Annotated in this window: 25 protein-coding genes; 17 read left to right on the plus strand and 8 right to left on the minus strand. The window is 61.1% G+C overall.

All coding sequences use genetic code 11. The features are described 5' to 3' along the window. Positions 1–57: 57 nt before the first annotated feature. From RHIBUN_RS0112455 to rplI, 6 genes are all read left to right on the plus strand, one after another. On the plus strand, positions 58–1,101 hold the full coding sequence (locus tag RHIBUN_RS0112455) for an aldo/keto reductase (RefSeq protein ID WP_025659826.1): 1,044 nt from the start codon (positions 58–60) through the stop codon (positions 1,099–1,101). Between the two features lie 203 nt (positions 1,102–1,304). Continuing rightward, the gene (locus tag RHIBUN_RS0112460; protein ID WP_025659827.1) at positions 1,305–3,080 is read left to right on the plus strand and encodes an adenylate/guanylate cyclase domain-containing protein; all 1,776 of its coding nucleotides are present in this window, start codon (positions 1,305–1,307) and stop codon (positions 3,078–3,080) included. Positions 3,081–3,333: 253 nt separating this feature from the next. Next, positions 3,334–3,792 carry a 30S ribosomal protein S6 gene (rpsF, locus tag RHIBUN_RS0112465; protein ID WP_018857377.1) on the plus strand — a complete coding sequence of 153 codons (459 nt, stop codon included), beginning with the start codon at positions 3,334–3,336 and terminating at the stop codon, positions 3,790–3,792. A gap of 12 nt (positions 3,793–3,804) precedes the next feature. Continuing rightward, complete coding sequence (gene rpsR, locus RHIBUN_RS0112470; protein WP_004680498.1) at positions 3,805–4,053, plus strand: 30S ribosomal protein S18; 249 nt, start codon at positions 3,805–3,807, stop codon at positions 4,051–4,053. 154 nt (positions 4,054–4,207) lie between these two features. Beyond that, entirely contained in the window at positions 4,208–5,191 is a 984-nt protein-coding gene (locus RHIBUN_RS0112475) for a DUF2232 domain-containing protein (RefSeq protein ID WP_025659828.1), read from the plus strand. A 21-nt stretch (positions 5,192–5,212) separates the two neighbouring features. Continuing rightward, positions 5,213–5,788: a 50S ribosomal protein L9 gene (rplI, locus tag RHIBUN_RS0112480; RefSeq protein ID WP_025659829.1), complete on the plus strand. Its 576-nt coding sequence runs from the start codon at positions 5,213–5,215 to the stop codon at positions 5,786–5,788. A gap of 57 nt (positions 5,789–5,845) precedes the next feature. Here rplI and RHIBUN_RS0112485 read toward each other — a convergent pair whose 3' ends face one another. The 3 genes from RHIBUN_RS0112485 to RHIBUN_RS0112495 are packed head-to-tail and all read right to left on the minus strand — an operon-like array spanning position 5,846 to position 9,062. Then, positions 5,846–6,910, minus strand: coding sequence for an HlyD family secretion protein (locus RHIBUN_RS0112485; RefSeq protein ID WP_018857380.1), 1,065 nt, complete (start codon positions 6,908–6,910; stop codon positions 5,846–5,848). A 15-nt stretch (positions 6,911–6,925) separates the two neighbouring features. Further along, a complete protein-coding gene (locus RHIBUN_RS0112490) occupies positions 6,926–8,608 on the minus strand; it encodes an MFS transporter (protein WP_025659830.1) in 1,683 nt (560 codons plus the stop codon). Between the two features lie 10 nt (positions 8,609–8,618). Beyond that, the gene (locus RHIBUN_RS0112495; protein ID WP_018116191.1) at positions 8,619–9,062 is read right to left on the minus strand and encodes a MarR family winged helix-turn-helix transcriptional regulator; all 444 of its coding nucleotides are present in this window, start codon (positions 9,060–9,062) and stop codon (positions 8,619–8,621) included. Positions 9,063–9,401: 339 nt separating this feature from the next. Between RHIBUN_RS0112495 and RHIBUN_RS0112500 the strand changes: the two genes are divergently transcribed. Beyond that, entirely contained in the window at positions 9,402–10,898 is a 1,497-nt protein-coding gene (locus RHIBUN_RS0112500) for a replicative DNA helicase (protein WP_018857382.1), read from the plus strand. A 31-nt stretch (positions 10,899–10,929) separates the two neighbouring features. On the opposite strand, the gene RHIBUN_RS0112505 is transcribed toward RHIBUN_RS0112500, so the two are convergent. From RHIBUN_RS0112505 to RHIBUN_RS0112515, 3 genes are all read right to left on the minus strand, one after another. Further along, positions 10,930–11,232, minus strand: a complete 303-nt coding sequence (locus tag RHIBUN_RS0112505) for an AzlD domain-containing protein (RefSeq protein WP_025659831.1) — start codon at positions 11,230–11,232, stop codon at positions 10,930–10,932. Then, positions 11,229–11,933, minus strand: coding sequence for an AzlC family ABC transporter permease (locus RHIBUN_RS0112510; RefSeq protein WP_018857384.1), 705 nt, complete (start codon positions 11,931–11,933; stop codon positions 11,229–11,231). The genes RHIBUN_RS0112505 and RHIBUN_RS0112510 overlap by 4 nt, the downstream gene beginning before the upstream one ends. Before the next feature lie 72 nt (positions 11,934–12,005). Then, positions 12,006–12,827, minus strand: a complete 822-nt coding sequence (locus RHIBUN_RS0112515) for an AraC family transcriptional regulator (protein WP_025659832.1) — start codon at positions 12,825–12,827, stop codon at positions 12,006–12,008. A 179-nt stretch (positions 12,828–13,006) separates the two neighbouring features. On the opposite strand from RHIBUN_RS0112515, the gene alr reads away from it, so the two are divergent. Beyond that, positions 13,007–14,173, plus strand: coding sequence for an alanine racemase (gene alr / locus RHIBUN_RS0112520; RefSeq protein WP_025659833.1), 1,167 nt, complete (start codon positions 13,007–13,009; stop codon positions 14,171–14,173). Between the two features lie 4 nt (positions 14,174–14,177). Here the strand turns inward: alr and RHIBUN_RS0112525 are convergent, their stop codons facing one another. Next, positions 14,178–14,813 carry a LysE family translocator gene (locus RHIBUN_RS0112525; RefSeq protein WP_025659834.1) on the minus strand — a complete coding sequence of 212 codons (636 nt, stop codon included), beginning with the start codon at positions 14,811–14,813 and terminating at the stop codon, positions 14,178–14,180. Positions 14,814–14,963: 150 nt separating this feature from the next. Between RHIBUN_RS0112525 and radA the strand changes: the two genes are divergently transcribed. The 4 genes from radA to RHIBUN_RS0112545 all read left to right on the plus strand — a co-directional run bounded on the left by radA (position 14,964) and on the right by RHIBUN_RS0112545 (position 19,574). Next, a complete protein-coding gene (radA, locus tag RHIBUN_RS0112530; RefSeq protein ID WP_018857388.1) occupies positions 14,964–16,367 on the plus strand; it encodes a DNA repair protein RadA in 1,404 nt (467 codons plus the stop codon). A 93-nt stretch (positions 16,368–16,460) separates the two neighbouring features. Further along, complete coding sequence (locus RHIBUN_RS0112535) at positions 16,461–17,090, plus strand: CvpA family protein (protein ID WP_025659835.1); 630 nt, start codon at positions 16,461–16,463, stop codon at positions 17,088–17,090. Between the two features lie 171 nt (positions 17,091–17,261). Then, positions 17,262–18,752, plus strand: coding sequence for an amidophosphoribosyltransferase (gene purF, locus RHIBUN_RS0112540; protein ID WP_018857390.1), 1,491 nt, complete (start codon positions 17,262–17,264; stop codon positions 18,750–18,752). Between the two features lie 78 nt (positions 18,753–18,830). Continuing rightward, the gene (locus RHIBUN_RS0112545) at positions 18,831–19,574 is read left to right on the plus strand and encodes an SDR family NAD(P)-dependent oxidoreductase (RefSeq protein ID WP_025659836.1); all 744 of its coding nucleotides are present in this window, start codon (positions 18,831–18,833) and stop codon (positions 19,572–19,574) included. 7 nt (positions 19,575–19,581) lie between these two features. Here the strand turns inward: RHIBUN_RS0112545 and RHIBUN_RS0112550 are convergent, their stop codons facing one another. Further along, positions 19,582–20,328 (minus strand): GH25 family lysozyme, encoded by a 747-nt coding sequence (locus RHIBUN_RS0112550; protein ID WP_025659837.1) that lies wholly within the window; start codon positions 20,326–20,328, stop codon positions 19,582–19,584. Positions 20,329–20,687: 359 nt separating this feature from the next. Between RHIBUN_RS0112550 and cysS the strand changes: the two genes are divergently transcribed. From cysS to pip, 5 genes are read left to right on the plus strand one after another with little or no spacing between them, the layout of a single operon-like run. After that, positions 20,688–22,079, plus strand: a complete 1,392-nt coding sequence (cysS, locus tag RHIBUN_RS0112555; protein ID WP_025659838.1) for a cysteine--tRNA ligase — start codon at positions 20,688–20,690, stop codon at positions 22,077–22,079. Then, complete coding sequence (locus RHIBUN_RS0112560; RefSeq protein ID WP_018857394.1) at positions 22,076–22,552, plus strand: GFA family protein; 477 nt, start codon at positions 22,076–22,078, stop codon at positions 22,550–22,552. Before cysS ends, RHIBUN_RS0112560 begins: the two co-directional genes overlap by 4 nt. Continuing rightward, positions 22,549–23,037: a GFA family protein gene (locus RHIBUN_RS0112565; RefSeq protein WP_018857395.1), complete on the plus strand. Its 489-nt coding sequence runs from the start codon at positions 22,549–22,551 to the stop codon at positions 23,035–23,037. The genes RHIBUN_RS0112560 and RHIBUN_RS0112565 overlap by 4 nt, the downstream gene beginning before the upstream one ends. Further along, positions 23,034–23,513 carry a GFA family protein gene (locus tag RHIBUN_RS0112570; RefSeq protein WP_025659839.1) on the plus strand — a complete coding sequence of 160 codons (480 nt, stop codon included), beginning with the start codon at positions 23,034–23,036 and terminating at the stop codon, positions 23,511–23,513. The genes RHIBUN_RS0112565 and RHIBUN_RS0112570 overlap by 4 nt, the downstream gene beginning before the upstream one ends. Further along, positions 23,506–24,465, plus strand: a complete 960-nt coding sequence (gene pip, locus RHIBUN_RS0112575) for a prolyl aminopeptidase (protein WP_025659840.1) — start codon at positions 23,506–23,508, stop codon at positions 24,463–24,465. The genes RHIBUN_RS0112570 and pip overlap by 8 nt, the downstream gene beginning before the upstream one ends. The last annotated feature ends 19 nt before the right edge of the window (positions 24,466–24,484 follow it).

The raw sequence follows: 24,484 nt of genomic DNA on the forward strand, positions 1-24,484 counted from the left end.
AGATTTGCGCCGCCCCTCCAGACCATTTCTTTTTCAGATCACTTTCAAGGCTTTCAGATGAAATACAGGAAACTTGGCCGCACGGATATTTCCGTGTCCGAAATCTGCCTCGGCACCATGACGTGGGGCACGCAAAACACCGAGATCGAAGCGCACGAGCAGATGGACCATTCCGTCGAGAAGGGCGTCAACTTCTTCGACACGGCCGAGCTCTATCCGACTACGCCCGTTTCGGCGGAAACGCAGGGGCTGACCGAAGACTACATCGGCAGCTGGTTCCAGAAGACGGGCAAGCGCAAGGATATCGTGCTCGCGACGAAGGTCGCGGGCCCCGGCCGTTCCTACATCCGCAACGGCGACGGTGCCGACGCGAAGAATATTCGCCTGGCGATCGAGGCAAGCCTGAAGCGCCTGCGGACCGACTATGTCGACCTCTACCAGATTCATTGGCCGAGCCGCGGACATTTCCATTTCCGTCAGGCTTGGCACTACGATCCCTTCAAGCAGGACCACGCCAAGGCCGTCGCCAATATCACGGAGATATTGGAAACGATGGGTGCTCTTGTGAGGGAAGGCAAGGTTCGCGCCTTCGGCCTTTCCAACGAAACCACCTGGGGCACCCAGAAGTATCTGACGCTCGCCGAACAGCTTGGCCTGCCGCGCGTTGCCACGATCCAGAACGAGTATAATCTGCTCTACCGCCACCACGACCTCGATCTGGCGGAGCTGTCGCATCACGAGGATGTCGGCCTGCTCGCCTATTCCCCCCTCGCCGGCGGCATCCTGAGCGGCAAGTATATCGACGGCGCCAAGCCGGAAGGCTCGCGCGGGGCGATCAATGGCGATCTCGGCGGTCGGCTGCAGCCTTTGCAGGAAGCACCGACGAAGGCTTATCTCGACATTGCTGCACGGCATGGGCTCGATCCTGCTGCGATGGCGCTCGCCTTCTGCCTGCATCGCCGATTCATGGCTTCGGTGATTATCGGCGCGACGACGATGAAACAGCTCGATACAGACCTGAGCTCCGTCAATCTCAAGCTGTCGCACGACGTTCTCGTGGAAATCGAGGCGGTTCATCGCCAGTACCCGATGCCGATCTAAGGCAACCGGACGATGCATCACGATCTGGCCGTCGACGGCCAGATCACTGCCCTGAAACCATTGCATGGGGGCCCCGCCCCACGCAAAGTCGCCACAACGACAAGTTTCGGGAACTTTGCCCGCGCGGCAATTTCCGCTTCTCCGTCCTGCGCAATTCAGCTACGTTTATAGGGCTCTGTGTAGGGCCGCGGGGAGCTCATTCCGTGGAACGGAAGCTCGCAGTCATCCTTGCCGGCGACGTGGCCGGTTACAGCCGCCTTGTTGCAGCCAACGAGGAGGATGCGCTTGCGACCCTGAGCGTCTACAGCACCACGATTGGTGACCTCGTTTGCGAGCATGGCGGGCGGATTTTCGGCAGCTCCGGAGACAGCGTGGTGGCGGAATTCCACAGCGCAGTGCAAGGCGTTCGCGCAGCGGTCGCCATCCAGCGCGCGCTCAATCGCCGAAACGCCGACTTGCCTGTGGATCGCCGAATGGAGTTTCGCCTCGGGCTCAATCTCGGGGACGTCGTGGTTTCCGGCGATAACCTGCTCGGCGACGGGGTGAATGTCGCCGCCCGCCTTCAGGAGGTGGCGCTACCTTCGGGTATCTGCATCTCTGGCGCCTTGCGCGAGCAGATCGAAGGGAAGCTGGACTTCCCTCTCGTGCCGATGGGCGATCGTACGCTGAAGAACATTCCGCGCCCGGTGCCTGTGCATAAGGTCGACTGGACCGGCGAGGACCCCGTGGAGGGCGGCGCGCTCGGGGGGCCGCTCCGACTGCCTGACAAACCCTCGATTGCGGTATTGCCCTTCGTCAACATGTCCGATGACCCAGAGCAGGAGTTCTTCGCCGATGGCTTGACCGAAGACATCATCACCGCGCTTTCGCTCTACCGCTGGTTTTTCGTCATCGCCCAGAATTCTTCCTTCGCCTATAAGGGGCGGGCCGTCGACGTGAAGCAGATTGGACGCGATCTCGGTGTCCGCTATCTCGTGGAGGGTAGTGTGCGCAGGTCCGGGACGCGGGTCCGCGTCACGGGGCAGCTGATCGAAGCGGAGAGCGGCGTTCACCTCTGGGCACAGCGCTACGACCGCGAAATCGCCGACATCTTCGCCATCCAGGACGAGCTCACCCAAAATGTCGTCGGCGCCATCGAGCCGGAAATCCTTATAGGCGAAAGCCGCCGGGCACTGCTTAGAACGACGGACAATCTTGATGCCTATGAAAGCCATATGCGCGGCACATGGCTCCACAATGCCCAGGATACCGCCGAACACTTCATCGAATCCATAGCCTGGCATCGCCGAGCCATCGAGCTCGACCCCGAGTTTGCACGCGCTCACATGATGCTGGCTCGCTCGCTCTACGCGCGCTGTTTCCACGGCTTCAGCAACGATGTCGACAGGGACAGCACGGAACTTCGGGCGGAGGCAGAGCGCGCAGTGGCGCTCGATCCGCGCGATCCCTATTCCCACTACGCCATGTGTCTTGGCCATTTCGTCGCTCACAACGCCCCGGCCGCAGTAGAAGAGGCACAGCAGGCGATCGATCTCAATCCCAATTTCGCGCTGGCGCATATGGGACTTGGGTGGGCCAGAATATTCACTGGCCACTTTGCGGCAGCTTGCGATCCACTCCATATGGCCCTGCGGCTCAGCCCGCATGATCCCCTGGCCTACCTCATCCTCGACCGGCTGGCGCTGTCGAACTACCATCTCGGCAACTACGAGGAAGCGATCCACTATTCCGAGCGCGGCCTTTCCCTGCGACGCGCCTATTTCAATCGCGTCGTTCTTCTTGCAAGCCTGGGGCAATTGCAGCGGCGCGAGGAGGCACAGCGCCTGATCCCGGAAATTCTCGCGAATGTCCCCGCCGACCTGGAGCATTACTGGAAGATCCTGACGCCCTACGTCGACCCCGGTCACTACGACCATTTCGTCGACGGGCTGCGCAAGGCCGGGCTACCGTCGTTGAACTCGCAACGAGAACATTGCTGACTGTCCCTTGCGTTTCCGCCAAAAACCCGTATAAGCGCCCTGTTCGCAAACCCGGTCTTCTGGCTGGTGGCTGAACGGAGGGCCGGTTTCCTACGGGAAATCGTTCGGAACGGAAGCGTTCCAGCCTCCCGTGTCTCCGCTCTCGACCGTCTCGGAAACGCTTTTCTTGCCTGGGTCCGCCCATTCAGGAGCAGTCGTTGAGGCTTAGCCGCCGAATATCGGGTTGAATAAACGCAAGAAAGGCAAAGCTGTCATGGCTCTTTATGAACATGTATTCCTTGCCCGACAGGATATTTCCGCTCAGCAGGTTGATGCCCTCGTAGAACAGTACAAGGGTGTTATCGAAGCTAACGGCGGCAAGGTCGGGCGCGTAGAAAACTGGGGCCTCAAGTCCCTCACCTACCGTATCAAGAAGAACCGCAAGGCTCACTACGTTCTCGTCGACATCGACGCCCCGGCTGCTGCCGTGCAGGAAATGGAACGTCAGATGCGCATCAGCGAAGACGTCCTGCGCTACATGACGATCGCTGTTGAAAAGCACGAAGAAGGCCCGTCTGCCATGATGCAGAAGCGCGACCGCGACGACCGCGGCCCGCGTGAAGGCGGCGACCGTGGCCCGCGCCGCGAGTTCGGCGACCGTCCGCCGCGCCGTGATGGCGACTTCCAGCGTGGTCCGCGTCCGGACCGTGCTCCCCGCGAAGACCGTGCATAAGGAGATCTAAGAATGTCTGAAGCTTCCTCCGCTCCGGTTCGTCGCCCCTTCCACCGTCGTCGCAAGACTTGCCCGTTCTCCGGCGCAAACGCTCCGCGCATCGACTACAAGGACGTTCGTCTCCTGCAGCGCTACATTTCCGAGCGCGGCAAGATCGTTCCTTCCCGTATCACGGCTGTTTCCCAGAAGAAGCAGCGCGAACTCGCCCAGGCGATCAAGCGCGCTCGTTTCCTCGGCCTGCTGCCGTACGTCGTCGCTTAATCAGCCGACGAGACCAAATCGAGGGAAGGCAGCAGTGCCTTCCCTTCTCCCTTTCGCGATGGGCGCGGATCGGAACTCTTAAAACCCATGTTGAGGCTTTTCTGAAGCTGTTCAGAAGAACCCTCTAACTGCTCGATGAAGCAGGACAGCGACCGTGAACCGTCTGAACACAAAAATGCTAAGCATTGGCGCACTCGCTGGAGTGACCGCAGCACTTCTGGTGCTCGGCGCGAGCCTGCAGCCGTCGTTCAGCGCGGTCCTCTACGCTGCTTCGGCACTTCCCATTCTTCTCGTCGGCCTCGGCTGGGGCAACATGGCGGCAATCTCTGCCGTCGTCGCAGCCGCTGTAGTCGGCGCGATCGCCATCTCGCCGTCCTTCGCGCTGATGATGACGCTGGTCACGCTGCTTCCGGCCGGGTGGCTCAGCCACCTTGCGAATCTTGCCCGTCCCGCCTCGGAGCTTGGCGGGCCTGAGCATCTGATGGCCTGGTATCCGCTTTCGGATATCCTGCTGCACCTCTGCGGCCTCGTCACCATCGCGGTGATCGTCGTTGGCGTGATGATCGGTTACGGTCCTGAGCTCATCGACCGGCTGGTCGATGTCCTGTTCGGCTCGCTTGCGCAGCAGCAGCCAGAGTTTTCGCCCGATCCGGCAGTGACGGCACAAACCAAATCGCTGGTCCTGCTCATGCTGCCTGCCATCCAGGGCGGCATGTGGGTGGTCATGCTGTTTTCCGCCTACCACATCGCAACCCGGATCGTCAGTGCATCCGGCCGTGGTCTGCGTCCGCGTGAGGACATTCCTTCGGCACTGCGCATGAACCGCAATTCAATCTTCGTTTTTCTCGTTGGGCTTGCCGCCACGTTCTTCGGCGGCATACCGGCGATGATCGGAGCAACCGTCGTCGGCACCTTCGGCGCCGGCTTCCTGCTTTCCGGCTTCGCCGCGCTGCACTTCCGCACGCGCGGCAAGGATTGGCGCCTGCCGGCACTCATCCTCTGCTACCTGGCATCGCTCGTCCTAATGGTGCCAGCCTTTTTCATCCTCGTGGTGGGACTGAGCGATACCCGCAAGGCGATCGCACTGACCCCGAACAAGGATGTCGATGCCCCCAAACAGACAGACACGAAAATCTAAAGACACGAAAGGAACACCAACATGGAAGTCATTCTTCTTGAACGCATCTCCAAGCTCGGCCAGATGGGCGAAACCGTAAAGGTTCGCGACGGCTTCGCTCGTAACTACCTCCTGCCGCTCGGCAAGGCTCTTCGCGCCAACGAAGCCAACAAGAAGCGTTTCGAATCCGAGCGTGCAACGCTCGAAGCTCGTAACCTCGAGCGCAAGTCGGAAGCACAGAAGGTTGCTGACGTTCTCGACGGCAAGTCCTTCATCGTCGTTCGCTCGGCTGGCGAAACCGGCCAGCTGTACGGCTCGGTTGCTGCTCGCGACGTCGTTGAAATCCTCGCTGCCGAAGGCTTCAACATCGGCCGCAACCAGGTTCACCTGAACACCCCGATCAAGTCGATCGGCCTGCACAAGGTTGAACTGCAGCTCCACGCTGAAGTCGAAATTCACGTCGAGCTCAACGTTGCGCGTTCGGCTGAAGAAGCTGGCCGGCAGGCGAAGGGCGAAACCCTCACCTCCGTCGATGCCATCTACGGCGTTGACGAAGACGCCCTGCGTCCGGAAGACTTCTTCGATCCGGAAGCCGACCTCGAAGGCGACGAAGCTTAATCTTCAGAGAAACCTCTCTGGAATGTACGAAAGCCCGGCTCACGCCGGGCTTTCTGCTTATTTGGATGCTGTGTTCTGTTGCGGCGCGGCACTTTTGTCGACATCGACGACGACCGAGAGACCCGGGCCCAAGTCCTTGACCGCCGGCTGGTCGGGATCGAAGCGGATGCGCACGCCGACACGCTGCGCAATCTTCACGAAATTGCCGGTCGCATTGTCAGCCTTGATGACCGCGAACTCCGATCCGGCGGCCGGCGAGAAGCGCTCGATGTACCCCCTCAGCTGCCGCCTGCCGAGCGCATCGACGGTGATGGTTACCGGCTGGCCGACCTGCATGCCGTAAAGCTGCGTTTCCTTGAAATTCGCGACGACCCAGACGTCCTCCGGCACGACCGCCATGAGCTGCGTGCCGGCCGTCACGTACTGCCCGATTCGAACCCCGACTTCGCCGAGGTGACCGTCGCGTGGCGCCAGGATCCTGGTGTTCTGGAGGTCGATTTCCGCCAGATGCACCACGGCTTCAGCGCTTGAGACGTTGGCTTCCAGCAGCGAACGGTTGACGATGATCGTCGCAAGGTTTTGCTTGGAAACCTCGAGTGCGGCCTTCGCCTGGTTCAGGGCGGCCTTTGCCTGGTCAAGCGTCGCCTGTGCGGCCTCTGTCTCGCTCTGCGATGCGATCCCGCGGTTGCTGAGGTTGTTTACGCGATCCCAGGCCTGCTGCGCGCGCGTCAACGCTGCGTTCGCGCTATCGATCTGCGCCTCGCTGGAGGCGATACTCGCCTTTGCCGCAAGCTCGGACTGGCGGGAATTCTCGAGCGACGCCTTCTGCCCGTCGAGCGCAGCCCGCGCCTGGGCAAGCTTCTGGACGTAAATGCGGTCATCGATCTGGGCGAGCGTGTCGCCCTGCTTGACCTGTTGATAGTCCTTCACGGGCACATCGACGACATAGCCGCTCACCTGTGGACTCAAGATCGTGACGTAGCCTCGAACATAGGCATTGTCGGTCGTCTCCACTGACGTGACGAACGGCGGAAGGCGCCATGCATAGAGAACGAGCAGGACGCCGGCGATGCCGGCGAGCACTGCGATGATGGTCGAGGGGGACCGAAGAAATTTCAACATGCTGACGCCCTGAGATCACGATTGAGCGGGGATTGCATCGGACTGGCCTGTCCCTGGCCACGGCAGCCGGCGCCACGCTTGATGCAGAAGAATGACGATCAGGCCGAAGACGGAGGAGTAGCCGATGACAAGGAACGTATCGTTGTAGGCGAGAATATAGGCCTCGCGGCTGACCTGCTGCGCGAGCAACATCAGGGCCTCCGCGTTGAGCAGCGTCTTGTCGCCAAGCACTTTGCCGTAGGCCGCGCTCATCTGGGAGATGCGCTGCGCCACGATCGGATCTTGCAGCAGAATATGCTCGACGAGCACGTTCGAGTGGAACTTCTCCCGGATCGTCACGAAAGTCCCGAGCATCGCCGAGGCAAAGAGCGAGCCAATGCTCTGCGTGAAGACGAAGATCACCAGGAAATTCACGATGTACTGCACGCCGCGGGAGATCGCCGCCTTGAAGCCATTCGCCATGACAGGCGGCAGGAACATCGCCGCACCGGCGGCGACCATCGCCTGGGTCAGATACATCTGAGGCGGACGCGTCAGGCTCGTCGACTGGCTGTCCATGAAGGCGCCGGCTGCAATAAGGGCGAGCGCCAGCACGTGGGCGGTCTCGACGTAACGCGTCGTCATCAGAAATGCGCAGAAAAGACCACCAACCAACGAGGCGAGGAGAATGATCGCGTAGAGCGTCACTGTCTGATCGTTCAGAAGCCCGAGCTGCTGATAGAAATTGGCAGCGGTTGACGACTGCTCGGAGGAGACGAAGCGGAAGAGCAGCAGGACGCCTGCCATCCGCATGTTCGCGCCGGTGAACAGCCAGCGGAAATCGATCAGGGGACTGGCGCGTGGCAACTCCATGGCGAGCATGAGCGCAAGCGAGCCGACCGACACCGCCAGCAGCACGCCGATCCACGGCGCCTCGAACCACCAATAGAGCCGGCCAAGCGTCAATACGACGGCGAGACATCCGAAGCCGACCGCCAGCAGGAGGTAGCTCACTATATCCTGCCGCTGGATGACATTGGCCCGCGGCGGTGCTGTGAGCGGCAGCAGATAGATGATGGGAAAGGCGACCAGCGCGAGCCCCATCTCGAACATATAGAGCGCCTGGTAGCCGCCGAAATGAAGCAGCGAGGGCGAGACGATGCGCGCCACCGGCGAAGCAAACAACGTACACATCAGCGCAAGGCTGATCCCCAGCGAGAGCTTCTTTTCCTGGGGGAAAGGCTCCAGCATGTAGAGGAAGCCGAGCGTCGACAGCGGTGCTGCAGCCATGCCGCTCAGCGTGCGCACGACGATTGCGGAATGCAGGTCGGTGATAAGAAGATTGAGCACCGCCGCAGCGACGAAGCAGATAATGCCGAGTTCAGCGAAACGGCGAAGGCCGTATTGGCTACGGATCTTGAAGAGTGCAATCGACATGCTGGCGTAAGGCGCCATGTAAGCCGCCGACAGCCAGGAGAGTTCAGTCGTGGTCGCCGAAAACGAACCCTGCAGCTGATAGATATTGGCGGTGAGCAGGTTCATGCCGAGGCCCTGCGTCAGAAAAAGCAGGACCGACGCCGTCATGTAGAGCGGCATTTTCCAGGCCGGCATCGGTACGCCCGCCGCTGGAGGCGGCGACGACATCGGTTGCGTGTCCGGCTTCGCCTCCCCGGCTGGCCTTGGCGCCACATTGTCGTTGGCGGTCTGGGCGAGGCTCATCGGCAGGACCTCAAATTCCCCGAATGCCCTGCAGGTTGGCTTGCATGGCCCGTATCACGTCCAAAGTAGTCTTCAGATCGCTTTCGGGAATACCGGCAATGACCTGCGCCCGCACTTTTACTGCGATGTCTTCAATCTCACCCGCCACGACCTTTCCGGTCTCGGTGATGTAGATTTCCTTGGCACGGCGATCGGAGCCGGCCACGCGCCGCTGCACGAAGCCCTGCGCTTCCATCGCATCGAGGATCCTGACGAGCGTTGGCGTCTCCAGCTCCAGCCGTTCGGCAAGTTCGCGCTGATTGATCCCATCTTTCTTGTTGAGCGTGAAGAAGACCCGGGCGCGCGGCAACGTCATGCTGCGCTCCCGCACTATCTTGTCGAAGACGGCCCTAAGCTTGCGATTGAAGGCAGCAAGGTCTTCGATTAGCTCACGCCCAAGGGTGGGTTTTGCCATATATTTCAGCCCTATTTTGTTAGTGCACTAATTATATCCTTACTACCTATATTATTTTCCGTTGTTTTTCAAGTGCCGACGCGCCTGCTCGGATGCAAGTCTCCTCCGACAGGCCTAGACTACCAAATAAGGCACAATGGAAGTGAGTCGTTTTGGCCGTGTTCCGCAGGTGACACTTTCGGTATTTTTGCATTAACCGCAAGTGAGACTGTGGAGAAGTCGAACAATGGGCAAAGCTCCCCTGTATCGACGGCGGCATTGGCGTCTTCTCTCTTCCGCACTTGATTTTGTCGCGCGCGCGCGCCACACCCGAAGCTGAATAAGACAGAACGGATCAAAATGAACGACGTCGCTCGAAAGATTGCCGCCGTTGCTCCCGCGGAGCAGCACTACCGGGAAGCCCCGAACAATATCGAGGCCGAACAGGCGCTTCTCGGCGCGATCCTGATGAACAACGACGCCTATTATCGGGTGTCGGACTTCCTGAAGCCGATCCATCTCTACGAACCGCTGCATCGCAAGATTTTCGAAGTCGCGGGCGACATCATCCGCATGGGCAAGATCGCCAATCCGGTGACGATCAAGACCTTCCTCAAGGCTGAGGAAAAGGTCGGTGACATGACGGTTTCCGAATATCTGGCGCGTCTTGCCCGCGAAGCCGTCACCATCATCAATGCCGAGGACTATGGTCGCGCGATCTACGATCTGGCGCTGCGTCGCGCGCTGATCACCATCGGCGAAGACGTCGTCAACATCGCCTATGACGCCCCGCTCGACATGCCGCCGCAGACACAGATCGAAGATACGGAACGTCGCCTGTTCGAACTCGCCGAGAACGGCCGCTACGATGGCGGCTTCCAGTCCTTCAACGATGCCGTGGCGCTTGCGATCGACATGGCAGCCGTCGCCAAGGAGCGCGACGGGGGTCTGTCCGGCATCTCCACCGGCATCCATTCGCTTGACGGCAAAATGGGCGGTTTGCAGCGTTCGGACTTGATCGTGCTTGCCGGTCGTCCGGGTATGGGCAAGACTTCGCTAGCGACCAACATCGCCTACAATATCGCGGCTGCCTATGAAGGCGAAGTGCAGCCCGATGGCAGCTACAAGGCCAAGAACGGCGGCGTCGTCGGCTTCTACTCGCTCGAAATGTCCTCCGAACAGCTGGCCACCCGTATCATCTCGGAACAGACGGAAGTCTCCTCCTCGAAGATCCGCCGCGGCGACATCAACGATGCCGACTTCGAAAAGCTCGTTGCCTGCTCGATGATGATGCAGAAGGTGCCGCTCTATATCGACCAGACCGGTGGTATCTCGATCGCGCAGCTTTCCGCCCGCGCCCGCCGCCTGAAGCGCCAGCGCGGCCTCGATTGCCTGGTGGTCGACTACATCCAGCTGATGACCGGCTCGGGCAAATCAGGCGAAAACCGCGTGCAGGAAATCACCCAGATCACGACGGGCCTGAAGGCGCTCGGTAAGGAACTCAACGTTCCGATCATTGCACTCTCCCAGCTGTCGCGTCAGGTCGAAAGCCGCGACGACAAGCGCCCGCAGCTTTCCGACCTTCGTGAATCCGGCTCGATCGAGCAGGACGCCGACGTCGTGCTCTTCGTGTTCCGTGAGGAATACTACGTCAAGAACCTCGAGCCGCGCGATCCGAACGATCCGAAATATGCCGAATGGGAAGCGCTGTTCGACAAGGTGAAGGGTACGGCCGACGTCATCATTGCCAAGCAGCGCCACGGGCCGACCGGTACGGTGAAGCTCGCCTTCCAATCGGAATTCACCCGCTTCGCCGACCTCGCCGATCCCTCCTTCATTCAGTACGAAGAGCACTGACGGGACCCTTTCCGTCAGCACACTGCTCGATCTACAAGCCGGCAGTTCGCAGGATGGCAACGGTCGCCACACCGACGGCAACACTTGCGAGCATCGGCAGCCGCCGCGCTGCGAGCGCCGTCACCAGGGAGGCTGCCGTTTCGGCCCAGCCTGTCGCAAAGGCGGTGGGCGCGATGACAGCCATCAGAACCGCTGGCGGTATCGCCTCGATGGCCGTGCGAGTCTGTTCCGTCATCTCGAGATGGCGAAGGAGAAACAGGCCGCTCATGCGGGTCAGCACCGTTGCAGCCGCCATGGCGAGGATCGCAAGAAGCGTATGTAAGTCCAGGGTCATGCCGTGACTGCCTTTGTCTTGCCTGTCCAAAGCGCCGCGGCAAGTCCAGCGAGGGCCCCAGCTGCGATGTACCAAACGCCGGGCACGAATTGGTGCACCAGAACAGCGGCCAGCGCACTGGCGGCGAGCACCGAGCCCGTCGCGCGTCCCTTCCAGAAACCCATTGTCAGCACGACGAAGACTGCCGGAAAGGCGAAGTCGAGCCCGATCGCGGCAGGGTTGCCAAGGAAGGCCCCGAGCGATGCGCCAACCAGGGTCGACCCGACCCAGGCTGCATAGAACGGCGCCGCGACGCCCGCAAACCATGATGGCGTCAGTCGCGCTACGCCCACACGGAACTCTGCGATCGCCCATATCTCATCGGCGAGGAACAGCATGGCGGCATACTTCCGCAAGCCCGAGAAGGCCTGCATCTTCGTGCCGATCGATGCGCTCATCAGGACATGGCGGATATTGACAAGCAGGGCGGCAAATCCGACGCCCGCCCAACTGGCGGGGTGCGTCCAGATATCCATAGCGACAAACTGCGAGCCACCGGCAAAGACGAGTGCGCTCATCAGGGTGGCTTCGAGAGCAGACAGCCCTTTCGTGGCCGAAACCGCGCCAAAGACAAGACCGATCGGAATGACGGCGACGACGAGCGGCAGGATTGCCTTTGCCCCGGCAAGAAAATCGTCTGTCCGTCGCCTTTGAGTGAACATTGAAACCTCCAGAACCGCGAAAGTTCGGAGGGTGTTAAGCCGTTGCACGGCGATGGTCTTGAACGAAAGTGATCAACCCACGCGATACTGCCCCGGCGTGACGCCCGTGCGTGCCTTGAAATGGCGGGTGAAGTGCGCCTGGTCGGCGAAACCGCACTGGATCGCCACATCGGCGGGCGCTTGCCCTGCCCGCAACAGCTTGCGCGCCTCGCGCACCCGCTTGTCGGTCAGGAAGGCATGCGGAGTGATGTGATACTCGCGCCGGAATGCCCGGATGAGATGCGCGCGACTCAGACCCGCGACGTTAGCCAATTCGTCCAGCCCGACGTCGCTGTCGAAATTGTCGGTCAGATAGTCTCGCGCGCGGCCGACTGCTGTGCGCTCCTTGGTATCCACCGGCACGACGATCGTGCTGCCGTAACGCTGGAAGATCGCGGCAAGCACGCGAAACATCGCCTCCTCGGATTCCAACGCTCCGGCGCCGCTCTCCAAGACGCGATGGGCGGCATGGAAGGTGGCGGCCATCTCGGGATCGCTGAGAAGCTCCTTGGGGAAGGATGGGGTGGCGTTGAAGGCCTTGCCGGTCACGTCTTCGAGGATATCGACGAAGAGTTTGGTGTCCGGATAGATCATTCGGTAGCGATAGCCATCGCCACCCGGCACACCGTCATGCACGACGCCCGGGTCGATGAGATAGAGATCGCCTGCGCCGGTTTCCTCCCGGACGCCCTTCATCGTCGCGATCTGCGTGCCGCTTTCGATCGCGCCGATCGAGAAGGTGTCATGGGCATGCGGCGCATATTCATGCGTCACGAAGCTCGCGCTCAGGCACTCCATGTTACGGAAACGCCGGTCGCGCCAGAACCGTGCCCGCTCCATGCCTGCCAGCGGCATCGCGTCGGCCGCCTCTTTCTGCGATACGTTCTCCATCGAACCAAACTACTGCAGGCGCGCCCCTGCGTCTTGAACAAAAGTGATCGCAAGATGGATATCTCCTTGGCTTGCTTCCACTTTGCCTTATTGATCTCTAGACTGCGACCCGACTAGCACTCTCCCTATTTTTGTGAAGCACGATGACTGATTTTGTTGATAGTTTCGAAGATGAAGACCCATTCGACTCCGCTGGCCTGCGCCTGACCGTCGATCTGACGGCGCTGACGGAAAACTGGAAGGACATGGCGCGGCGCTCCGGCAAGGCGCGAGCCTCCGCGGTCGTGAAGGCGGATGCCTACGGCACCGGGATCGAAGACGCAGGCGAGGCGCTTTTCATGGCCGGCGCGCGCGATTTCTTCGTGGCGACCGTCGATGAGGGCGTGACGCTTCGGCCTTATGCGCCCGACGCCCGCATTTTTGTCCTGTCCGGCGTCTGGCCTGGTACAGAGCGGCGACTCTTCGAAAACGACCTCGTCCCGGTCATCTCATCGGAGGAGCAACTCGCCTTTTGGATGGCGGTTCTTGCCGACTACGGCGACTACCCCTGCGCGCTCAATGTCGATACGGGCTTCAACAGGCTGGGCCTTTCCATGGAAGAGGCAATGGCGCTCGCTGACGACGTTTCACGCCCGGCAAGTTTTGCGCCGGTGCTCGTCATGAGCCATCTCGCATGCAGTGACGACCATTCCTCGGAGATGAACAAGCAACAGCTTGAATCATTTCGGCAGGTTAGCGCGGCGTATGAAGGCATCGACTCAAGTCTTGCGGCGTCGGGCGGCATCTTCCTCGGCAGCGACTATCACTTCGATCTCACGCGCCCCGGCATAGCACTCTATGGCGGCGAAGCGGTCAACGGCCTGGCGAACCCGATGCGACCGGTGGTGACCGCCGAGGCGCGGATCATTCAGGTGCGCACGGCCAAGGCAGGCGAGTCCGTCGGCTACGGCCGTGCCTTGCAACTGACCCGCGACAGCAGGCTCGCCGTCGTGTCGGCGGGCTATGCCGATGGCTACCTGCGTAGCCAGTCGAGCGGTGGCGTGCCACTGCGACAGGTCGTGCCCGAGGGAGGTTATGGCTTCCTGGCTGGCCGGAAGATTCCCATTGCCGGCCGAATCACCATGGACCTGACGATTTTCGACGTCACTGACCTTCCGGAAAACGCAGTGCGCGCAGGCGATTACGTGGAATTGTTCGGAAAGAACGTGCTGGTCGACGACGTCGCTCGGTCGGCGGGTACGATCGGCTACGAAATCCTGACCAGCATCGGCCTTCGGCACGAGCGGCGTTACCTGTACGAGGAAGACTAAGGACCTAGCGCGTCGCTAGCGCCAATCGCACGCCCAGTGCCACCAGCAGCGCGCCAAGGCCGCGATCGAGCCAGAGGCCGATACTCTTTCTGCGTTTGATGAGATCGGCGAGGCGCCCTCCCGCCAGGATGAGCGGCGGCTCGATGAAGGCTGCAACGACAATGATGAAGACGCCATGGACCGCCAGCTGCAGCCACGTCGGTCCGGCACCCTCCACCACGAACTGCGGGAGGAAGGCGAGGAAGAAGACCGCGACTTTCGGGTTCAGCAGCGAAACGAGGATGCCCTGCTTGTAGACGCGGCTCCAGGGCAGGACATCCTTCACCGCATTGACCAGGCCTCCTCCGCCCTTCGAGCGCAATGCCTGAATGCCGAGCCAGACGAGGTAGATCGCGCCGACCCACTTCACCACCGAGAAGGCCAGCGCGGAGGCGGCGAGGATCGCCGAAAGACCAAATGCCGCCATCGCCACATGCAGGCTGGCGCCCGTCCAGATGCCGAACAGCGCGGCGAAGCCGGTCCTCGTGCCGCTTTTGACGGTGTGGCCGAGAATGAAAGCCATGTCCGGACCGGGCGACAGATTGAGCAGGACCGCCGCGGTCAAGAACGCGATCCAATGCGCAAGCGAGTAATCCAGCATCGTCGTGGCCTTCAAGACAGTGGAGAACAAATGCCACCGCAGCCCCTGATAGGGAAATCATTAGTTTTGATCGGTTCCGGGAATGATTATTTGAGCCATCAAAGTGATTCGATGCGACGCGTTGCGGCCATCCAACCGAAAGCATGATTGATGGCGAAGGCCAGGACACATTTCATCTGCCAGAGCTGCGGCGCGGTCCACAACCGCTGGGCGGGCAAATGCGATAACTGCGGCGAGTGGAATACCATCGTCGAAGAAGACCCGATGGGCGGCATCGGCGGCGGCCCGGCGAAGACGCCGAAGAAGGGCCGGCCGGTCACCCTGACGACGCTGTCAGGCGAAATCGAGGAAGCTCCACGCATCCACACAGGCATTTCCGAACTCGATCGGGCTCTCGGCGGCGGCTTCGTGCGCGGCTCGGCCGTGCTGATCGGCGGCGATCCCGGCATCGGCAAATCGACGCTGCTGATGCAGGGGGCGGCAGCTCTATCGCGCCACGGCCACCGCGTCATCTACGTATCGGGTGAAGAGGCGGTCGCCCAGGTACGGCTGCGGGCGCAGCGCCTGCAGGCTGCCGACACCGATGTGCTGCTCGCCGCGGAAACCAATGTGGAGGACATTCTGGCGACGGTCGCCGAAGGCAAGCGGCCCGATCTCGTGATCATCGACTCGATCCAGACGCTTTGGAGCGAACTGGCCGAGTCCGCGCCCGGAACCGTAACGCAGGTACGCACCGGCGTTCAGTCGATGATCCGCTTCGCGAAACAGACCGGTGCAGCCATGGTTCTTGTCGGTCACGTCACCAAGGACGGACAGATCGCGGGGCCGCGTGTCGTTGAGCATATGGTCGATGCCGTGCTCTACTTCGAAGGCGATCGCGGTCACCACTATCGCATCCTGCGAACGGTCAAGAACCGCTTTGGTCCGACGGACGAGATCGGTGTCTTCGAGATGTCGGACAAGGGATTGCGCGAGGTTGCCAATCCATCCGAGCTATTCCTTGGCGAGCGCAACGAGAAATCACCGGGAGCGGCCGTCTTTGCCGGCATGGAGGGCACGCGCCCGATCCTGGTCGAAGTGCAGGCGCTCGTTGCCCCGACATCGCTCGGCACCCCGCGCCGCGCAGTGGTCGGCTGGGACTCGGCGCGCCTGTCGATGATCCTTGCCGTACTCGAGGCGCATTGCGGCGTTCGGCTCGGTCAGCATGACGTCTATCTGAACATTGCAGGCGGTTACCGCATCTCGGAACCGGCGGCCGATCTCGCCGTGGCCTCGGCCTTGGTTTCATCGCTCGCCGGTATTGCCCTGCCGGCCAATTGTGTCTATTTCGGCGAAGTCAGCCTGTCGGGCGCCGTCCGGCCGGTTTCACAGACGTCCCAGCGCCTCAAAGAAGCCGAGAAGCTGGGCTTTTCTGCCGCGCTGCTTCCCTCGGCGTCAGCCGACCTGCCAAAGGGTTCCGGCGGTCGCTGGAGCGAGATCGAGAGCCTTCCGGACCTGGTTGCACGGATTGCCGGTTCGAAAGGCGCACTGCGACGTGTGGAAGAAGAGGTTTGATCCTTTCATCGCCTACACCGGTGATGTTATAGGAAGCACGCAATGAGGCGCGACCAAGCCGTATATAAACGGCGGTCCTGGAGTTGAATTTATATGCCCATTACGATTTTCGACGGTATTGTCATCGGCGTCGTTCTTTTCTCCGCCGTACTTGCAATGGTCCGCGGCTTCTCCCGCGAAGTTCTTTCTATCGCAAGCTGGGGCGGCTCTGCAGCCGCCGCATACTATTTCTATCCCTACCTCGTCCCCTACGCGAAGAAGTACACCGACGACGACCGCATCGCGCTCGTCGGTTCGGCAGCTGTCGTGTTCCTGATCGCGCTGATCGTGATCTCCTTCATCACCATGAAGATCGCGGACTTCATCATCGACAGCCGGATCGGGGCGCTGGACCGCACTTTGGGCTTTCTCTTCGGCGCGGCTAGGGGCATACTTCTTCTCGTCGTCGCCGTCGCCTTCTGGAACTGGCTCGTGGACGCGGATCACCGCCCGGCCTGGGTGAACAACGCCAAGTCGAAGCCGTTCCTGGACTCGATGGTCGTCAAGTTGCAGTCCGTACTACCGGCGGAATTCGCGCAGATGGTGCGGGCGAGCGTGATGGACAAAATTCAGCCGCAGGGCGGCAATACTGACAGCGGCAACGCGCCGGCATCCGACCAGGCGGCGCCAGCCGAAGATGCAGCTCCCGCCCCTGCAACCGGCGCACAGCAGCCGTCTAATTGACGCAGTGTTCAACAGCTTGACCCGCCGCCTGGCAATTGCCATCTGAGCGGAACGTGAATAAAGGTCCGGCCGGGCATCCGCTCTGCCGGGCCTCAGCCGTTTAAAACGCATGATCACGGCGTCATGCTATGGAAAGCCGATCCATTCTTGTGAGAGCAAAGGCCCGCATCGATGAACCAGTCCCATTCCTTGACGCTTAATGACGAATTCGATGGAGACACCCTCCACGAAGAATGCGGCGTCTTCGGCATTCTTGGCCATGACGATGCGTCTACCCTGACCGCGCTCGGCCTGCATGCACTTCAGCATCGCGGGCAGGAAGCAGCCGGCATTGTCTCGTTCGATGGACTGCGCTTTTATTCCGAACGTCACATGGGTCTCGTCGGCGACCATTATACCAATCCGACCACGCTTGCTCGCCTGCCCGGAAACATCTCCATCGGCCACAACCGCTATTCAACGACCGGGGAAGTCGCCCTCCGCAACGTGCAGCCGCTCTTCGCCGAACTTGAAGTCGGCGGCATCGCTATCGCCCACAACGGCAACTTCACAAATGGCCTGACCCTTCGTCGCCAGTTGATCGCTGGTGGCGCCATCTGTCAGTCGACCTCCGATACGGAAGTGGTTCTCCACCTCATCGCCCGCTCGCGCTACACCTCCACGGCCGACCGCTTCATTGATGCTATTCGCCAGATGGAAGGCGGCTATTCGATGCTCGCCATGACACGCACGAAGCTCATCGCGGCACGCGACCCCACGGGTATCCGCCCGCTGGTTATGGGCGAACTCGACGGCAAGCCGATCTTCGCTTCCGAGACCTGTGCACTCGATATCATCGGCGCGAAATTCATCCGCGACGTCGAGAACGGCGAAGTCATCATCTGCGAGATCCAGCCTGATGGTTCAATCTCGATCGACGCGCGCAAGGCCGGTAACGGCCAGCCGGAACGCCTCTGCCTGTTCGAATATGTCTATTTCGCCCGCCCTGACTCGGTGGTCGGCGGTCGCAGCGTCTATGTCGCGCGCAAGAACATGGGCATCAATCTTGCAAAAGAAGCCCCAGTTGACGCCGACGTCGTCGTTCCGGTTCCGGATGGCGGCACGCCGGCTGCACTCGGCTATGCTCAGGAAAGCGGCATCCCCTTCGAATACGGTATCATCCGCAACCACTATGTCGGCCGCACCTTCATCGAACCGACGCAGCAGATCCGCGCCTTTGGCGTCAAGCTGAAGCATTCCGCCAACCGGGCGATGATCGAAGGCAAGCGCGTCGTGCTCGTCGACGATTCGGTCGTGCGCGGCACGACGTCGCTGAAGATCGTGCAGATGATCCGCGATGCCGGTGCCAAGGAAGTGCACCTGCGCGTCGCAAGTCCGATGATCTATTATCCTGATTTCTACGGCATCGACACGCCTGATCGCGAGAAGCTTCTCGCCAACCAGTACGACAGCCTCGAGGCCATGTGCAAATATATCGGCGCGGACTCGCTGGAATTCCTGTCGATCAACGGCCTTTATCGCGCCGTCGGCGGCGAGGATCGCAATGACGCCCGTCCGCAGTTTACCGACCACTACTTCACCGGTGACTATCCGACCCGCCTCCTCGACAAGGAAGGCGAAACGATGGGCCGCAAGGTTTCCCTGCTCGCGACCAACGGCTGACAGCCATTGGCTTTGACATTTGATTAAGGGGCGCTTATTGCGCCCCTTAATTCTTCAGCGACGCAGGACCGGGGCACAATGACTATCAACCTTGAAGGCAAGATCGCGCTCGTTACCGGCGCATCCCGAGGTATCGGCTATTTCACGGCGCTGGAGCTGGCAAAGGCCGGAGCGCATGTGATTGCCTGCGCCCGCACGGTCGGCGGCCTCGAGGATCTCGATGATGCGATCAAGGCCGCTGGTGGCTCCGCCGCTACCCTCGTCCCGTTCGACCTCGCCGACATGAACGCCATCGATGCGCTCGGTGCCTCGATCTTCGAGCGCTGGGGCAAGCTCGACATTCTCGTCGCCAACGCAGGTGTGCTCGGCGTGATTTCGCCAATCGGACATGTCGAGGCAAAGACCTTCGAGAAGGTGATGAACATCAACGTGACCGCGACATGGCGGCTGATCCGCTCGGTCGATCCGCTGCTTTCGCGCTCCGACGCCGGCCGCGCCGTCATTCTCTCATCGGGTGCGGCGCACAAGTGTCGTCCGTTCTGGGGCCCCTACTCCGCTTCCAAGGCAGCCGTCGAATCACTGGCGCGCACGTGGGCTGGCGAAACGCAGCGCACGCCGCTTCGGATCACCAGTGTCGATCCGGGTGCGACCCGCACTGCTATGCGTGCCCAGGCTGTCCCGGGAGAAGATCCCGAGACGTTGCCGCATCCCTCCGAGGTCGCCAAGGCGATGCTGCCGCTGGTCGGCCCTGATGTGACCGAAACCGGTAAGCTCTTCATCGTCCGCGAGAACAAGCTCGTCGACTACCGCCTACCGGTATAAGCACGCTTCACTTGGCGGCCAGAGCCGGGAACAGGTGCGCGAAACCTGTTTCCGATGGGCAGAGCGCGTTAAGGTCGACCGAACCCTTAATGCCATCCAGCCCGCCGTTGTCAGCGAATTGCCAGATCGACCAACCGCCGCAGTCCTCCCGTTTCGGCGCCTGGCCGATGCTGCGTAGCCAGAGATAGTGATCAGGAAAACGTGCCTCGTTGCCCTTCAGGTACTGATCGAAGAATTGCTGGTTCAGGTAGAAGATCGGTTTGCCGGGATAGGCACCGTTCAGCTCATCAAAGAACGCGCTGATCTCGGCGCTCAACTCCTCGAGCGTCGGCACCTTGCCGCAGTTTCCGGTAAATTCGAGGTCGATCGCGATCGGCATCGCATCCATTTCGACCGGGACGGTTCCCATGACATTGCGCGCCTGTTCGCTGCCGGGGCGGCAGAAGGTGAAGAAGTGATAGGCGCCACGCACGATGCCGGCGTCCCTCGCCGCCTTCCAGTTTTCGGCAAAACGCTTGTCGCGGTGGTCGCCCCCCTCGGTCGCCTTCATGATCGCGAAACGGACGTTCGGCTGGCGTGCCAGCGCTTGCCAATCTATGGCACCCTGATGGTGGCTGATGTCGACGCCCTGTATTGGATAGTCCGCAAGCGTCGGAGGTGTGAACGGTGCCATGGCGCGATCGTATGCCAGATACGATGCGACCGCGACAGCTAGAATCACCACCGCGAGGACTGTTCGATAGAGGGTTTTCATCACTCCAATGGTCTTTCGTTTTCCTTGACGCGTTGTAGCAGAATTTCGTGAGGTCGCGGCGGATGGCATTAGCCCGGCCCTGCGCTTGCGCTTCGGGCGTTCGGCGCTGCAATCGATTCACTGGATCGATTGCTCCGGTTAGGGGCCGGACCGCTTCTCACCCCCCCTTGACCAAACCCGGTTAGCGCGCCATAAAACCCGCCATGAAAACGGTTATCTGCATTATCTGCCGGAAGATTATTCGCTAGCGCGCTCGCTGGCCTGGCCGTTTTCGTCTCCTGAAAAGTCCAAGATGAGAAACGCCCCGGCCCGCCGGGTGGCAGCATTTTTTTCGGATCATTGCATTTGGGAGAGTAGACATGGCCGGCGCGCCAGACACAAAGAAGCCGGAACTGAAGCTTTACAACACGCTGACGCGCGAAAAGACGGCCTTTGCGCCGATCGATCCGCAGAACGTGCGCATGTATGTCTGCGGCCCTACCGTCTATGACTACGCCCATATCGGCAATGCGCGCCCGGCCATTGTCTTCGACATTCTGTTCCGCCTGCTCCGGCACGTCTATGGCGCCGAGCACGTCACCTATGCGCGCAATATCACTGATGTCGATGACAAGATCAATGCAAGGGCTCTGCGGGACCATCCCGGTTTGCCGCTGAACGAGGCGATCCGCCTGGTCACCGAAAAGACCGAGACGCAATATCTCGAAGATGCAAAGGCGCTCGGCTGCCTCGACCCGACGATCCAGCCCCGGGCGACAGAAAACATCGCCCAGATGATCGAGATCATCGAGAAGCTGATCGCCAAGGGCCATGCCTATCAAGCGGCCGGCGAAGTGCTGTTCGACACGAAATCGATGGTCGACTACGGCCAGCTTTCGAAGCGCAATCTCGATGAACAGCAGGCCGGAGCCCGCATCGCCGTCGATGCGCACAAAAAGAACCCCGGCGACTTCGTGCTCTGGAAACTCTCGAGCGAGAGCGAGCCAGGCTGGGAGAGCCCCTGGGGCCGTGGCCGCCCCGGCTGGCATATCGAATGCTCGGCCATGAGCGAGCGCTATCTCGGCGAGGTCTTCGACATCCACGGCGGCGGTCTTGACCTGATTTTCCCGCACCATGAGAACGAGATCGCACAGTCGCGTTGCGCCCATGGCACCAAGGTCATGGCGAATGTCTGGATGCACAACGGCTTCCTGCAAGTCGAAGGCCGCAAGATGTCGAAGTCCGAAGGCAACTTCGTCACCATCTATGAACTGCTGCATACTCAGAAGTTCGGCGGTCGGCAGTGGCCAGGCGACGTGCTGCGCCTTGCAATGCTGATGACTCATTATCGCGAACCGATCGATTTTTCCGTCAAGCGGCTGGAAGAAGCCGAGCGCCTTCTCGCCAAATGGCCAGCAGCCGATGCCGCGGGCGCAGAGCCCGATGCCACGGTGGTCAGGGCCTTGGCCGACGACCTCAACACGGTGGCGGCGATCCAGGCGTTGCATACGCTTGCCCAGTCCGGCGATCACGCAACGTTCGCCGCGAGTGCCGCGCTGCTCGGCGTCCTTCCTGAGATGGCCGAGATCGACGAGGCGGTTGCGATCGAAATCGACCGGCGCGTGAAGGTACGGCTCGAATTGCTGAAGGCGAAGAACTTCGCCGAGGCCGACAAGATCCGCGAGACGCTGCTTGCCGAAGGCATCCAGCTCAAGGACGGCAAGGATCCGGCTACTGGCGAGCGGGTAACGACATGGGAGGTGAAGAGATGAACACCTATACCGGCGGATGCCAGTGCGGAGCCATCCGCTTCCGGGTTCGCGGAACCTTGAAGGATTCATCCATCTGCCATTGTCGCATGTGCCAGAAGGCGTTTGGCGCCTACTACGCACCCCTGGTTTCCGTCCGTGGCGCAGAGTTCGAGTGGACGCGCGGCGAGCGTAAGCGCTTCCGCTCGTCGAACCTGGTCGAGCGCGGCTTCTGCGCCGATTGCGGTACACCGCTGACATACGAGGCGCCGGATGGCATGGCGATCGCGGCTGGCGCCTTCGACGATCCCTCGGCGCTTCCGCCGGTCATTCAGTTCGGCACGGAGCGCAAGATCGGCTTCGTCGATCACCTGCATGAGTTGCCCGCGCGCGAGACCGAAGAGGACGTTGAGGCTGCGCCCTTCGTGCTCGACATCGTTTCCTACCAGCATCCGGATCACGACACGACCACCTGGCCCGAGGAGAGGAACCCGTGACAACAGCTGCGGCTCTGAGCGGAGGTTGCCAATGCGGCGCGGTTCGCTACCAGGTCGTGGGTGAACTCGGCTATCCGCACCTTTGCCACTGCCGCATGTGCCAGAAGGCGGCTGGAAACTACTTCATGCCGCTCGCCGCCGCCAAGCGAAGGGTTTTTGCGCTGACGCGTGGCGAACCGAAGTGGTTTCACTCGTCCGATATCGTCCGCCGCGGCTTTTGTGCCGACTGCGGGACGCCGCTTTTCTATGATGTTCCGGATGCGGATTTCATCAACATCGTGCTCGGCTCCTTGGACGATCCCGATAGCGTCAAGCCGGTGATGCAATCGAACACCGGACGCAAGATGAGCTGGTTTCATGAGCTCGACGTACTGCCCATCGAGCCCGAAGCGGAAACGCCCGAGCGCGAAAACGCGATTGCCGCCAGCAATCACCAGCACCCCGACCACGACACAGCACATTGGCCAACCGGAGCGTCAGCATGAGCGAACCCATTCGTACCGGCGGCTGCCAATGTGGCGCTGTCAGATTCCGCACCAGCGGCAAGCTTGGCCGCCCCTCGATCTGCCATTGCCGCATGTGTCAGAAGCAGTTCGGCGGCCTCTTTTCCGCCCTTGTGACCGCGCCTGACGAGGGCATGGAGTGGACACGCGGCGAACCCAGCTATTTCCAGTCGTCGGTCAATATCGAGCGCGGCTTTTGCAAGAACGGCGGCACGCCGATGACCTACCGCCACCCGGGCGGCCTCGAACTGGCGATCGGCACGTTCGACGATCGCAGCGACCTGGCCCCGCAGATCCAGGTCAACTACGACGCCCGCATTCCCTGGGTCGAGACTATCTTCGACCAACGCATTCACAAGGAACCCGATTTTTATGCACGGCAGGAGGCGATCATCTCCTTCCAGCATCCCGATTACGATACTGCAATCTGGCCAACCGAAGGCGTAGAACATGACTGAAGCGCTCCGTACCCTCTATCCCGAAATCGAACCTTATGCCTCAGGGCATCTCGACGTCGGCGATGGCCACAAGATCTATTGGGAACGTTCGGGCACAGCGGGTGCAAAGCCGGCAGTCTTCTTGCACGGCGGACCGGGCGGCGGCTTCTCTCCGAGCCACCGCCGCCTGTTCGATCCCGCACTCTACGATGTGCTGCTGTTCGACCAGCGCGGATGCGGCAAGTCCACGCCGTATGCCGATCTCAATGCCAACACCACCTGGCATCTCGTCGCCGATATCGAGCGACTGCGTGAAATGGCAGGCGTCGAGAAGTGGCAGATGTTCGGCGGTTCGTGGGGCTCGACGCTGGCGCTCGCTTATGCCGAGACGCACCCGGAACGCGTTTCCGAACTGGTCGTGCGCGGTATCTATACGCTGACCAAAGCCGAGCTCGACTGGTACTATCAGTTCGGCGTGTCGGAAATGTTCCCCGACAAGTGGGAGCGCTTCATCGCGCCGATCCCTCCCGAAGAGCGCCACGAGATGATGCTGGCCTACAATCGCCGGCTCACTGGTGCGGACCGGTCCGTTGCCCTTGAGGCCGCTCAAGCCTGGAGCATCTGGGAAGGCGAGACAATCACGCTGCTGCCGGAAAAATCGACCAGCGGCAAGTTCGAGGATGCCGACTTCGCCTACGCCTTTTCCCGGATCGAAAACCACTTCTTCGTCAATGCCGGCTGGATGGACGAAGGCCAACTGCTGCGCGATGCCTACAAGCTGAAGGATATTCCAGGCGTCATCGTGCATGGCCGCTACGACATGCCCTGCCCGGCAAAATACGCCTGGCTGCTGCACAGGGCGTGGCCGCAGGCTGAGTTCCATCTGATCGAAGGCGCCGGACACGCTTATTCGGAGCCCGGCATCCTCGACCAGTTGATCCGGGCTACGGACAAGTTCGCCGGAAAGCAATAACGAGGCACAAGGCCGACAG

Origin of the sequence: Rhizobium sp. IBUN (assembly GCF_000510625.1) — a bacterium.
GTDB lineage: Bacteria > Pseudomonadota > Alphaproteobacteria > Rhizobiales > Rhizobiaceae > Rhizobium > Rhizobium altiplani.

Excerpts from the sequence above, each read along its gene's own strand:
- RHIBUN_RS0112455 (WP_025659826.1), top strand. The coding sequence starts at position 58 with ATGAAATACAGGAAACTTGGCCGCACGGATATTTCCGTGTCCGAAATC.
- rpsF (WP_018857377.1), top strand. The coding sequence starts at position 3,334 with ATGGCTCTTTATGAACATGTATTCCTTGCCCGACAGGATATTTCCGCT.
- rpsR (WP_004680498.1), top strand. The coding sequence starts at position 3,805 with ATGTCTGAAGCTTCCTCCGCTCCGGTTCGTCGCCCCTTCCACCGTCGT.
- rplI (WP_025659829.1), top strand. The coding sequence starts at position 5,213 with ATGGAAGTCATTCTTCTTGAACGCATCTCCAAGCTCGGCCAGATGGGC.
- RHIBUN_RS0112485 (WP_018857380.1), bottom strand. The coding sequence starts at position 6,910 with ATGTTGAAATTTCTTCGGTCCCCCTCGACCATCATCGCAGTGCTCGCC.
- RHIBUN_RS0112490 (WP_025659830.1), bottom strand. The coding sequence starts at position 8,608 with ATGAGCCTCGCCCAGACCGCCAACGACAATGTGGCGCCAAGGCCAGCC.
- RHIBUN_RS0112495 (WP_018116191.1), bottom strand. The coding sequence starts at position 9,062 with ATGGCAAAACCCACCCTTGGGCGTGAGCTAATCGAAGACCTTGCTGCC.
- RHIBUN_RS0112500 (WP_018857382.1), top strand. The coding sequence starts at position 9,402 with ATGAACGACGTCGCTCGAAAGATTGCCGCCGTTGCTCCCGCGGAGCAG.
- RHIBUN_RS0112505 (WP_025659831.1), bottom strand. The coding sequence starts at position 11,232 with ATGACCCTGGACTTACATACGCTTCTTGCGATCCTCGCCATGGCGGCT.
- RHIBUN_RS0112510 (WP_018857384.1), bottom strand. The coding sequence starts at position 11,933 with ATGTTCACTCAAAGGCGACGGACAGACGATTTTCTTGCCGGGGCAAAG.
- RHIBUN_RS0112515 (WP_025659832.1), bottom strand. The coding sequence starts at position 12,827 with ATGCCGCTGGCAGGCATGGAGCGGGCACGGTTCTGGCGCGACCGGCGT.
- alr (WP_025659833.1), top strand. The coding sequence starts at position 13,007 with ATGACTGATTTTGTTGATAGTTTCGAAGATGAAGACCCATTCGACTCC.
- RHIBUN_RS0112525 (WP_025659834.1), bottom strand. The coding sequence starts at position 14,813 with ATGCTGGATTACTCGCTTGCGCATTGGATCGCGTTCTTGACCGCGGCG.
- radA (WP_018857388.1), top strand. The coding sequence starts at position 14,964 with ATGGCGAAGGCCAGGACACATTTCATCTGCCAGAGCTGCGGCGCGGTC.
- RHIBUN_RS0112535 (WP_025659835.1), top strand. The coding sequence starts at position 16,461 with ATGCCCATTACGATTTTCGACGGTATTGTCATCGGCGTCGTTCTTTTC.
- purF (WP_018857390.1), top strand. The coding sequence starts at position 17,262 with ATGAACCAGTCCCATTCCTTGACGCTTAATGACGAATTCGATGGAGAC.
- RHIBUN_RS0112545 (WP_025659836.1), top strand. The coding sequence starts at position 18,831 with ATGACTATCAACCTTGAAGGCAAGATCGCGCTCGTTACCGGCGCATCC.
- RHIBUN_RS0112550 (WP_025659837.1), bottom strand. The coding sequence starts at position 20,328 with ATGAAAACCCTCTATCGAACAGTCCTCGCGGTGGTGATTCTAGCTGTC.
- cysS (WP_025659838.1), top strand. The coding sequence starts at position 20,688 with ATGGCCGGCGCGCCAGACACAAAGAAGCCGGAACTGAAGCTTTACAAC.
- RHIBUN_RS0112560 (WP_018857394.1), top strand. The coding sequence starts at position 22,076 with ATGAACACCTATACCGGCGGATGCCAGTGCGGAGCCATCCGCTTCCGG.
- RHIBUN_RS0112570 (WP_025659839.1), top strand. The coding sequence starts at position 23,034 with ATGAGCGAACCCATTCGTACCGGCGGCTGCCAATGTGGCGCTGTCAGA.
- pip (WP_025659840.1), top strand. The coding sequence starts at position 23,506 with ATGACTGAAGCGCTCCGTACCCTCTATCCCGAAATCGAACCTTATGCC.